General features: G+C 66.8%; 11 protein-coding genes. 4 read left to right on the top strand and 7 right to left on the bottom strand.

Going from position 1 to position 10,659, the window contains the following annotated elements:
* Positions 1 to 190: 190 nt before the first annotated feature.
* The 5 genes from hemC to hemE all read right to left on the bottom strand — a co-directional run bounded on the left by hemC (position 191) and on the right by hemE (position 5,639).
* Positions 191 to 1,144 carry a hydroxymethylbilane synthase gene (gene hemC, locus ABFX29_RS09005; protein ID WP_211372346.1) on the bottom strand — a complete coding sequence of 318 codons (954 nt, stop codon included), beginning with the start codon at positions 1,142 to 1,144 and terminating at the stop codon, positions 191 to 193.
* Positions 1,144 to 2,334, bottom strand: coding sequence for a ferrochelatase (locus ABFX29_RS09000; protein ID WP_152226708.1), 1,191 nt, complete (start codon positions 2,332 to 2,334; stop codon positions 1,144 to 1,146). Before ABFX29_RS09000 ends, hemC begins: the two co-directional genes overlap by 1 nt.
* Positions 2,331 to 3,035: a hydrogen peroxide-dependent heme synthase gene (gene hemQ, locus ABFX29_RS08995; RefSeq protein ID WP_152226706.1), complete on the bottom strand. Its 705-nt coding sequence runs from the start codon at positions 3,033 to 3,035 to the stop codon at positions 2,331 to 2,333. Before hemQ ends, ABFX29_RS09000 begins: the two co-directional genes overlap by 4 nt.
* A 67-nt stretch (positions 3,036 to 3,102) precedes the next feature.
* A complete protein-coding gene (gene hemG, locus ABFX29_RS08990) occupies positions 3,103 to 4,575 on the bottom strand; it encodes a protoporphyrinogen oxidase (RefSeq protein WP_152226704.1) in 1,473 nt (490 codons plus the stop codon).
* Between the two features lie 2 nt (positions 4,576 to 4,577).
* Positions 4,578 to 5,639 carry a uroporphyrinogen decarboxylase gene (gene hemE / locus ABFX29_RS08985; RefSeq protein WP_152226702.1) on the bottom strand — a complete coding sequence of 354 codons (1,062 nt, stop codon included), beginning with the start codon at positions 5,637 to 5,639 and terminating at the stop codon, positions 4,578 to 4,580.
* Between the two features lie 155 nt (positions 5,640 to 5,794).
* Between hemE and ABFX29_RS08980 the strand changes: the two genes are divergently transcribed.
* The gene (locus ABFX29_RS08980; protein ID WP_152226700.1) at positions 5,795 to 7,099 is read left to right on the top strand and encodes a glutamyl-tRNA reductase; all 1,305 of its coding nucleotides are present in this window, start codon (positions 5,795 to 5,797) and stop codon (positions 7,097 to 7,099) included.
* A gap of 29 nt (positions 7,100 to 7,128) precedes the next feature.
* Here the strand turns inward: ABFX29_RS08980 and moeB are convergent, their stop codons facing one another.
* On the bottom strand, positions 7,129 to 8,304 hold the full coding sequence (moeB, locus tag ABFX29_RS08975) for a molybdopterin-synthase adenylyltransferase MoeB (protein WP_152226698.1): 1,176 nt from the start codon (positions 8,302 to 8,304) through the stop codon (positions 7,129 to 7,131).
* Between the two features lie 152 nt (positions 8,305 to 8,456).
* Here moeB and ABFX29_RS08970 point away from each other — a divergent pair, with 152 nt between their 5' ends.
* Genes ABFX29_RS08970 through ABFX29_RS08960 form a run of 3 tightly spaced genes read left to right on the top strand, consistent with a single transcriptional unit; the run spans position 8,457 to position 9,651 of the window.
* On the top strand, positions 8,457 to 9,071 hold the full coding sequence (locus ABFX29_RS08970; protein WP_246167291.1) for a TetR/AcrR family transcriptional regulator: 615 nt from the start codon (positions 8,457 to 8,459) through the stop codon (positions 9,069 to 9,071).
* Positions 9,072 to 9,117: 46 nt separating this feature from the next.
* Positions 9,118 to 9,342, top strand: coding sequence for a DUF3107 domain-containing protein (locus ABFX29_RS08965; RefSeq protein WP_152226695.1), 225 nt, complete (start codon positions 9,118 to 9,120; stop codon positions 9,340 to 9,342).
* Positions 9,343 to 9,348: 6 nt separating this feature from the next.
* The gene (locus tag ABFX29_RS08960; protein ID WP_152226693.1) at positions 9,349 to 9,651 is read left to right on the top strand and encodes a hypothetical protein; all 303 of its coding nucleotides are present in this window, start codon (positions 9,349 to 9,351) and stop codon (positions 9,649 to 9,651) included.
* Here ABFX29_RS08960 and ABFX29_RS08955 read toward each other — a convergent pair.
* Positions 9,648 to 10,659: SGNH/GDSL hydrolase family protein (locus tag ABFX29_RS08955; protein ID WP_346038485.1), on the bottom strand; the 1,012-nt coding region annotated here is incomplete at its 5' end. The genes ABFX29_RS08960 and ABFX29_RS08955 overlap by 4 nt on opposite strands.

Raw genomic sequence — 10,659 nt, 5'->3', positions numbered from 1 at the left:
GATCAGGGGCATCAGCCGTACCCGTGCACCGCGGGCGCGAAGCTCATCGGCCATGGGGCCGGCACGGTCCGGGGACCGCAGCAGTACAACGTCCGTGCCGGCCAGGTTCCCCGCCAGGCGGGTTCCGGGTCCGGCTGCGGACCGAGTTCCTTTGCCGCGCTCTCCGGTCATCCGTGGTGTCCTTGGCCGCTTAGGAGGCCAGGTCGGTGAGGTCCGCTGCGCCTGCTGCCAGGAGCTCTTCGGCCATGCGGATGCCAAGGGCGCGTGCGGCGTCTTCATCCGCCTGCGAGGTGGACGAGTAGCGCCGCAGGGCCTGTGTTCCGTCATCGCTGCAGACAACGGCTTCAAGGGCCAGGCCCTGGTCCGTGACTTGGGCCAGCGCGCCAATCGGCGCGGTGCAGCCCGCCTCAAGGCGCTGCAGGAGCGCCCGTTCGGCGGTAACGGCCATCCGGCTCGCGGAGTCGTCGTAGGCAGCCAGCGCCCGGCTCAGCGGGCCTTCAGCGGCGTCTGCGGTGCGGCACTCAACAGCCAGCGCCCCCTGTCCCGGTGCCGGCAGCATGACTGACGGGTCCAGGAATTCGGAGACCATGTCCAGGCGCCCCAGCCGGCTGAGTCCGGCGGCTGCCAGCACAACGGCGTCGAGGTCGCCGGGGGCACCCTCCACCAGCCCGGCCACCCGGCCCAGGCGGGTGTCTACGTTGCCGCGGATGTCGATGATCTCCAGGTCCGGGCGTGCAGCCCGCAGCTGCGCGGCGCGGCGGGGTGATCCGGTGCCGATCTTCGAACCTGCGGGAAGCTGAGCCAGTGTCAGGGAATCCCGTGCGCAGAGTGCATCGCGCACATCCACCCGTGCCGGAATGGCTCCGATGATCAGCCCCTCAGCCGCAGCGGTGGGCAGGTCCTTCAGCGAATGTACGGCGACGTCGCAGTCCCCGGCGAGCAGCGATTCCCGCAGGGCTGCCACGAACACGCCCGTTCCGCCGATCTGGGACAGCGCGGCACGGTTCACGTCGCCTTCGGTCCGTACCCGGACCAGGTCTACGTCGAAACCGCCCAGCTCTGCCAGGGTGTTGGCGACGGTGGTGGTCTGCGTGACGGCAAGGGCGGAGCCGCGGGTGCCGATTAGCACCGGGGAATGCGCCACTACTTCCGACCCACCGTTGAATCAGCGCCTGCGATAGTCGGCTTCTCGCCGCGCAGGTTGGCGCAGCAGCCGGGCCGGCAGACGTCGTACCACGGGCCAAGGTTCGTCAGCGCAGGCCGGTCGGCAATGTTGTTTTCAACCGTGCGTTCGCAGATCAGGTCCACGATGCCGGCCACGAACTTCTCGTGGATGCCCGGTGTGGGGGCGCGGTGTGCGGCCAGGCCAAGCTCCGAGCAGGTGTCCATCGCTTCGGTGTCCAGGTCCCAGATGACTTCCATGTGGTCGCTGACAAAGCCCAGCGGCACAATGACGACGCCGTCGACGCCCTTGGCGGGCAGCTCGGCAATGGCTTCATTGATGTCCGGTTCAAGCCAGGGCGTGTGCGGGGAGCCGGAGCGGGACTGGTAGACCAGCTGCCAGTCCAAGCCGGCGGCTTCCGGAATGCGGTCCATGATGGCCCGGGAGTTCGCCAGGTGCTGGGCAACGTAGGCGCTGCCTTCTTCGAACTCGACGTCGCGCGGGCCGGAAGCTTCGGCGTCAGCGGTGGGAATGGAGTGGGTCGAGAACAGGATTTCGATCTTCCCGTTGTCCTTGCCGGCTGCAGCGAGCTGCTCGCGGACCTTGGCCAGGGAGTCCCGCACGCCTTCGACGAAGGGCTCCACGAAACCGGGGTGGTCGAAGTACTGGCGGACCTTGTCCACCTGCAGCTTCTTGTCCAGTCCGGTCTCGACGAGGTTGATGCCCAGGTCTTCGCGGTACTGGCGGCAGGAGGAGTAACAGGAGTAGACGCTGGTGGTGACCATCAGCAGCCGGCGGTATCCGGCGTCGTGGGCCTCCTGCAGCACGTCCTTGATGTAGGGAGCCCAGTTGCGGTTGCCCCAGAGGACCGGCAGCTTGATGCCGCGGCGGTCCAGCTCGGCTTCCAGTGCAGCCTTCAGCGCACGGTTCTGCTCGTTGATGGGGCTGATGCCGCCGTTGGCGCGGTAGTGGGTAGCCACTTCCTCGAGCCGCTCGTCGGGGATGCCGCGGCCGCGGGTGACGTTGCGCAGGAAGGGAATAACGTCTTCCTGGCCTTCGGGGCCGCCAAAGGAAGCGAGCAGGATTGCGTCGTATTCGGCCGGAGCCATGACGCCGTCCTCGCTGACGCCTTCCAGGGGATCAAAACCAGCGGGGGTTGAAAGGGAAGTCATCGAAGCACCTCGGATACTTCGGCGGCGGGGATGCGCCGGCCGGTGTAGAAGGGAATTTCCTCACGCACGTGGTTGCGCGCTTCGGTGGAGCGCAGGTGGCGCATCATGTCCACCAGGTCCACCAGGTTCGGGGCTTCCAGCCCCAGGATCCACTCCCAGTCGCCCAGCGCAAAGGAGGCAACCGTGTTGGCCAGGACCTGCGGGAATTCCCGGCCAAGCATGCCGTGGTCGCGGAGCATCTTGCCGCGTTCCTCGGCGGGCAGCAGGTACCACTCGTAGGAACGGACAAACGGGTAGACACAGATCCATGCTTCGGGGTCGATGCCCCGGGCGAAGGACGGCCAGTGGTTCTTGGAGAACTCGGCGTCGCGGTGGACGCCCATGGCCGACCAGGCAATCTCCGTGCCTGCGAACAGTTCGGAGCGCCGGATCTCCCGCAGCGCTGCCTGCAGCGCCTCTGCCTGGCCGCCGTGCAGCCAGATCATGATGTCTGCGTCGGCACGCATGCCGGAGACATCGTAGATTCCGCGGAGGGTGACGTTCTCGGCAGCGAAGCTGCCTACGAGTTCCTCGAAAGCGCCCAGGGCGCTGTCGCTGGTTTCACGGGGAAGGTCTGACCGCTTGAAAACGGTCCAAAGTGTGAAGAACTGTTCTTGTGTTTCGGCTTCGGCTGATGCGTTCTGACCCATGGACTCACTCATGACTTACAGTCTGCCGGTTCAGGCAGGCTTAGGCGAATACGGAACTTCTACAAAGCGTAGAACATTTTTACGATTTTACGGCTTCCGCGAGGTGCGCCGTCCGGTACCGGGTATCGGCGGTCACCGCAGCCAGGCCCGTTCCGGCAAGCCAGGCACCCACAACTTCAAGGCCATGGACTTCCGCAACGGCAGCCCGCACCGATGCCACCCGGTCGGCATGGCCCACCGTGGCCGAGGGCAGGGCTCCGACCCAGCGGACCACGTCCCAGTCAATGACGTCCGCTTCTTCCAGCGGAACCTGCAGCAGGACCGAAGCATCCGCCAGGGCGGCAGCGAACAGTTCGCCGTCCGGGCGCAGTGCGGTGGTGTCCGCGTCTTGGCCCGGTCCCAGTCCGCGTCCGTAGGACAGGCGCAGCACGTGCGTGCCGGGGCCGGTGGAGTCCGCCAGCCACTGCCATTTGGCCGTGGCATGTGTCAGGGCCTTTGCCTGCACGGCTTCGGCGTCGCGGGCAACCAGCACCCCGGTCCCCCGGGGCGCGGCGTCAAGCTCCGGCTTGTCCACCACCAGGGTCACCAGTGCGACGCCGGGTCCCGGTCCGGGACGGAAGGCGGCAAGCTCCGGGACGGACGGGGTGAGCAGATCCACAGCGGCCGGACCGTCGGCGGCGACAACCAGCGCATCGGCGTCGTGCATGCCTGCGCCCGTGTGGATCCGGAATCCGGTGCCGCTGCGTTCAATCCCGGTGGCCGGGGTGGCTGCGAGCAGGGTGGCACCGAGTTCAGCGAGGTCCGCGGTCAGCGCACTGGTGAGGGTGCCCATTCCGCCTTTCAGGGACGCAACGGTGGACCCGGCCGGGGCTGCCCGCCGCATGGCGCCGACGGCAGCGCCCAGCGAACCGTGCTCGGCCATGGCCTTACGCAGTCCGGGAGCCACAGAGTCAGCGTCCAGGACGTCAGGATCCGCTGAATAGACACCTCCCACCACGGGGGTAACGAGCCGCTTGAGCACAGCCTCGCCCATCCGTGAACGGACTATCTCACCCAGGCTGACCTTCTCGCGGCGCAGCAGCGGGGCCATGGGAAGCACCCGGTCCAGGGCGGCACGCGCCACGCCCGTGCGGCCGATAGCCCGGGCGATCTCCTCGGCCCGGGGATCCGCCGGGATTCCCAGCAGCCCGGTCTGGGGCATGCGCTGGGCTGCCTTTGCCGGATCGGGTCCGCCCAGCTGCAGCCAGGCGCCGGAGGGATCCGGGGCTGCGATCCGTTCCTGCAGTCCAAGTTCTTCGAGCAGTTTCGGCACGGCCGGAGAGCGGGTGGCATAGGACTCTGCTCCGCTGTCCAGATCCAGCCCGGCGACGCGGTGCGTACCAACACAGCCGCCGAAGGCCTCAGCAGCTTCGAGCACTGTCACGTCGAAGCCGGCACGGGCGAGGTCACGGGCCGCGATCAGCCCGGAAATGCCCCCGCCGACCACAACGCCCGCGGGCCGGCCTGCGGGCGGCGTTGGGGACGTGCCGGAGGGTTTGCGGGATCCCGGCATGGCTACGGCTCCACTGAGTGGATGAGTTCCACCACCCGGGTCAGGACTTCGGGGTTCGTTTCGGGAGGAACACCATGGCCAAGGTTCACGACGTGTCCGGGCGCTGCCGAGCCTGCCTCCAGGACCTGGCGGACGTGGGCTTCCAGGACCGGCCAAGGGGCCTCAAGCAGCGCCGGGTCGATGTTGCCCTGCAGCGCAACCGTCCCGCCCAGCCTGCGGTTGGCTTCGTCCAGCGGCAGCCGGTAATCAACGCCGACGACGTCGACTCCCACGTCCCGCATGGCCCCCAGCAGTTCGGACGTGCCGGTGCCAAAGTGGATCAGCGGGGCGCCGAGTCCGCGGACGTGGTCCAGTGCCCGGGCAGAGGCCGGAGCGACCTTGGCAGTGTAGTCAGCCAGGCCCAGGGAACCGGCCCAGGAATCGAAGAGCTGCCCTGCGCTGGCTCCGGCTTCGAGCTGGGCGCGGAGGAACTTGCCGGACGCGTCTGCGGCCCAGTCCGTGAGGGCCTGCCAGGTTTCGGGGTCGGCGTGCATCATGGTCCGCGGACCCAGGTGGTCACGGGACGGCTTGCCCTCCACCATGTAGGCGGCGAGCGTGAACGGAGCGCCGGCGAATCCAATCAGCGGCGTGGACCCAAGCTGCGCCACGGTCAGGGCGACTGCTTCACGGATAGGCGCCAGCGACTCATCGGTGAGTTCGGGCAGCGAGGCTACGTCCGCAGCAGTGCGTACGGGCGTGCCGAGTACCGGCCCGACGCCGGGAACGATGTCCACGTCAACGCCGGCCAGTTTCAGCGGGATAACTATGTCGGAGAAGAAGATGCCTGCGTCGACGTCGTGCCTGCGAACCGGCTGGAGGGTGATCTCGGAAGCGAGTTCAGGCAGCAGGCAGGACTCGAGCATCCCGATTCCCTCCCGGACCTTCCGGTACTCCGGCAGCGACCGGCCGGCCTGGCGCATGAACCAAACGGGACGCCGGGACGGTGTCTTGCCGCGGTAGGCGGCAATGAGCGGGGAATCGGCCGTGCGGCCATCCATGAGCGGATGAGAGGCGCTGAGAGTCATATTTAGATTCTCTCCAAATTTTGCCCCGAAGGATAACCGGACGGCCGGGACGCGTTTTGGGGCCCGCCGCAAACCCGAAGATGCGGCCCAAATCACCTGTGACGGCCGTCGCGAATAACACGGTTTCCTCTCCGGGTGGCTAGTATTAAGCCACTGTGGTTCTCTTATCCCTCATCGCGACCCATTCTGACGTAGACCTGGAAACCGTCGCTCGGCTTAGTGCCGGCGCGCCCAAGGTCCCTTCCTCCCTGCTGGAAAACGGCCCTGCCGTCGCCGGGGCTGTTGTCCTGGCCACCTGCAACCGCTTTGAGGTGTACTGCGAAGCCCGCTCCGAGGCGGACGTCGAAGCCGCCCGTTCTGCCGCCATCGCGGAGATCAGCAGGCACTCGGGACTGGAGGAAGACTTAGTCTCCCGGTCCTTCACGACCAACACGGGCCAGGACGTCGCCAAGCACCTCTTCGCCGTCGGCGCCGGACTGGACTCCGCGGTAGTCGGGGAACGGGAAATTGCCGGACAGGTCCGCCGTGCCCTGATCGAGGCCCAGGAAAAGGGAACCGCCAGCGGAACCCTGACCCGCCTGTTCCAGACGGCTTCGCGCACAGCCAAGGACGTTGGCGCCCTGACCGCCCTTGGCAAGCGCGGCCTGTCCATCGTTTCGGTCGCACTGGAACTGGCGACCGACCTTTCCGTCGACACCGACTGGCGGAAAAAAGCCGTAGTCGTGTTTGGCACCGGAGCCTATGCCGGGGCAACCATGGCACTGCTCAAGGAGCGCGGCTGCACGGATATTTCGGTCTACTCCTCCTCGGGGCGTGCAGAATCCTTCACCGCTACCCGCGGCGGAACCGCACTGGACCGGGATTCCCTCGGTGCGGCCGTTGCGCGCGCCGACGTCGTCATTGGCTGTTCCGGTTCGGAGAACCAAGTCAGTGCAAAGGACATCAGCCGCGTGCGCGCAGGCTCCCCGCAGCCGCTGGTCATCATTGACCTGGCGCTCACCCACGATTTTGATCCCGCAGTCCGGGAGCTCGACGGCGTGGACCTGATCACGCTCGAATCCGTGCGCCTGGCCGCTCCGGCTGAGCAGGCCGAGTCGCTCCAGCAGGCCAACCGGATTGTCACCGACGCAGCCCAGGCGTTCTCCGAAGCGCAGCTGAGCCGGGAGCTGGACTCCGCGATTGTGGCGCTGCGCCGGCACACCCTGGGTGTCCTGGACAAGGAACTTGAAAAGGTGCGGGCACAGCACGGCTGCACCGGTGCCGCGCAGGAAGTTGAATTCGCCATGCGGCGGATGGTCAAGGCGCTGCTCCATGTCCCGGCCGTACGCGCCCGGGAGCTTGCCGCCAGCGGCCAGCAGGACGACTACATCCGCGGACTTGAAGCCATCTACGGCATCACCCTGGACGCGCCGCAGGAAAAGCCGAACGAGGATTCAGCGGACACTGCCCAGTCAGCCTGAGGCACGTTCCCCTGGGTCCTGTTCCCGGCCTAGTACACGGGTTTGTCCGGTTCCACGAGGCGGACCCAGTCAAGGATTCCCCCGTTCACGTTAAAGGCCTGGTCGTACCCCTGCGAGCGCAGGAACGCCGTCACTTCAGCTGACCGGCCGCCGGACTTGCAATGGACGTAAACCGTGCGTCCCGGTTCAGGCAGGGCCTCCCCGGCAAGGATTCCCGCGCGCGGCACGAGGCGCGCGCCGTCAATGCTCACGATCTGGTGCTCGCCGGGTTCCCGGACATCAATCAGGTCGAAATCAGCTTCCCCGGCGTCCCGCTGCCGCAGCAGCCCGGCCAGCTCAACGGCGCTGATGCCGGGCACGCCGGGCCCCGGAGCCTGCCCCGCCCCGCAGAACGCCTGGTAATCAACCAGTTCAGTGACCGGCTCGCGCTCCGGATCACGGCGAAGGCCCACTTCACGCCAGCTCATGTCCAGGGCGTTAAACACCAGCAGGCGGCCAAGCAGGGTCCGTCCCGTGCCGGTGATCAGCTTGATCGCCTCGTTGACCATGACCGAGCCGATCTGGGCGCACAGCACGCCCAGGACCCCGCCTTCCGCGCAGGACGGAACCGACCCCGGTGCCGGAGGCTCCGGGTAGAGATCCCGGTACGTTGGCCCGTGCTGTGACCAGAAAACGCTCACCTGTCCGTCGAACCTCAGGATGGAACCCCAAACACACGGCTTGCCCAGGATCTCCGCGGCGTCGCTGACAAGGTAGCGGGTGGCGAAGTTGTCCGTTCCATCCAGGATCAGGTCGTAGCCGGAGAAAACCTCCAGCACGTTCTGCGAATTCAGGCGGACTTCGTGGAGAACCACGTCCACCAGGGGGTTCAGGGCGAGCACACTGTCCCGGGCCGACTGCGCCTTGGAAGTTCCGACGTCGTGCACGGAGTGGATAACCTGGCGCTGCAGGTTCGAGGTGTCCACTACATCGTCATCCACGATTCCGAGCGTCCCCACCCCGGCCGCGGCCAGGTACAGCAGCGCCGGGGACCCCAGTCCGCCTGCGCCGATCACCAGCACTTTGGCGTTCTTCAGCCGCAGCTGCCCCTGGGCCCCAAACCCGGGAAGGATCAGGTGCCGGGAGTAGCGTTCCTTTTCGTCCCGGCCAAGCCCGGGCGCCGGCTCGGTGAGGGGTGGCAGCGCGGTGGCCGTCTCAATGCTCATGGAAACCAATCTATGCCTCCTGACGGCTGGGTTCGAGGCCCCTGCCGGGGCCGGGCATCTCCGGTTGCCTTCCCTCAGTGTTACCCACGGGTAAACTGTTGTTCCGTGACCCGGGCCAGGCGCCCGGGCTAAGCAGGAAAGGTCCTTAACACGTGAGCAACCAGCCCGCCGGCAAGTCCACCCGGCTCCCCCGGGAAGAACGGCGCCGGCAGCTGATGCGGGCCGCGCAGGAAGTCTTCGTCAGCCGCGGTTTCCACGGCGCGGCCATGGACGAGATCGCAGACACTGCCCAGGTCAGCAAGCCAGTGCTGTACCAGCATTTCCCCGGAAAGCGCGAGCTCTACCTCGCGCTGCTTGACGACCACCTGGACACCCTGACCCAGTTCCTCCAGACCGCCCTGACCTCCACCACGGACAACAAGCTCCGTGTCCGCGAGACCATGCGGGCCTATTTCCGCTTCGTCGCCCAGGACAGCCAGGGCCACCGGCTGGTCTTTGAATCCGATCTGACCAGCGACGACGAGGTGAGCTCGCGGATCGAGGAGTTCAACGCTCGTTTCGCCAGCGATATCGCCGACGTGATTGCCGAGGACACCAAGCTCTCCCACATTGAGGCCACCCTGCTCGGCCGGGCGTTGGCCGGGATGGCGCAGGTCAGTGCCCGCTACTGGCTCGAAACAGACGGGGACCTGGACATCGATGCGGCGTCCGAGCTGGTCTACCGTTTAGCTTGGCGCGGAATCAGCCGCTTCCCCAAGGAAATCTAGAGTAGATTCATCCCCACTTGAGTTCACATAAACAGGAGGCACCACGGTGGAAGTAAAGATCGGTATCCAGAACGTCGGACGCGAGATCGTGTTCGAGTCCGGGCAGAGCGCGGACCAGGTCGCCGACACCGTCGCCGAAGCTATCAAGGGTTCGAAGGAACTGCGTCTCTCCGATGAAAAGGGGCGCCTCATCATTGTTCCGGCAGGAGTCATTGGCTACGTGGAAATCGGTGCCGAAGAAGTCCGCCGCGTCGGATTCGGCGCCCTCTAGCGCGTCATGGGCGAAGTGCTGCTTGCTGCCGCCGCCCTGGCGGCAGCAGGTTTCATCGTCTGGGGCGCCGACCCGCGCCGAAATACCTACGGCATCCTCCTGCCTCCCGGGGTTTCCCTCGCAGCGGGACTTGGTGCCTGGATCATCCTGCAGTTCACCCCGCTGGTAACCAGTGCCGCGTTTTCCTGGCTCACGTGGGCGGTTCCCGTCCTGGCCGGCTCGGCGGCTGCCGTCACGGCAGCCCTCCTCACGGTCTCGCGGCGTCTTCCGCGGGACAACGCCGAACGCGAGCGCATCCTCAAGCTCTAGCCGGGACCGTTTTCGCCCCGGCCCAGGACGGCGTTCAGCTCCCGTGCGAAAACCGGAGCGGCGGCGTCGTGCCCGGTTTCGCCAAAATGGACCCCGTCTTCAAGTTGCGATCCCAGGCCGTGGCGCTGCCACCAGTCCTTGGGGCTGAGGAAATCCAGCCCCTGCTCGGCTGCGATCCGTGCCAGCAGGTCATCTATCTCCGCCCGGCGGCCCTTGCCGTCTCCAATGACGCCAACCAGCACTATCCGGGTTTGGGGATAGGTGCGCTTCAGTTCCCCGATCAACCGCACTGCGTTGCGCCGGATCTCCGCGTTGTCCGGGCCGTACGCATCGTTGCCTCCGCCTTGGACCACCAGCAACCCGGGCTTACCCCACGGGAGCAGCCATTGTTCTGCTTCAAGGGCATCCGGGTAGTTGCCCACCGTGCCGTTGCCCCGGGTGTACCCCGTTCCCCAGGCACCGAGGACCAGGGGTGTGTACCCCAGCGAAGCCAGACCCTTACCCACCCAGGTGTCGCGTCCTGCCTGTGAGTCGCCGATGACTACGGCCATGTCCTCCACAGCGGGTTCGTAGGACATGATCCGTCCCAGCCGCGGGGAAAACATCAGCGTGCCATGTTGGAAGTCAGCCCTCCGGGCAGCCCCATAGCCGTACTCGGACGCCACCGGCCAGCCCAGTGTCCATACCGAAGACTTCCACCGCTCAAAGACCTCATTGCGCACGGCGTGTATCCCTGTATCCGGAGACCAGAGGAAGGTCTCGGGTCCGTAGGGGAAATAGCAGCCGGGCCCGGGCAGGGTGCACACCGGGCCTCCTGCCGGTTCGGGCAGCGGACGCCCAGTGCCCGCACGGGCCTGCGCGAATTCCCCGAGGGCAGCCCACGCGGCCGCCGGAACTCCCTGCGGAGGCGGCGGCTGAACCGGAAGATAGCTGCCAGCCGACGGCGGTGCAGGTGCCGCGCGCAGCGGTTGCTGCGCCGGCACGGCTCCGCATCCCGCCAGGCCGGCG

Source organism: Arthrobacter gandavensis (genome assembly GCF_039528575.1).
GTDB lineage: Bacteria > Actinomycetota > Actinomycetes > Actinomycetales > Micrococcaceae > Arthrobacter_B > Arthrobacter_B citreus_B.
Note: the sequence above shows the minus strand (reverse complement) of the source record. Positions and strands in the feature narration are given on the sequence as shown.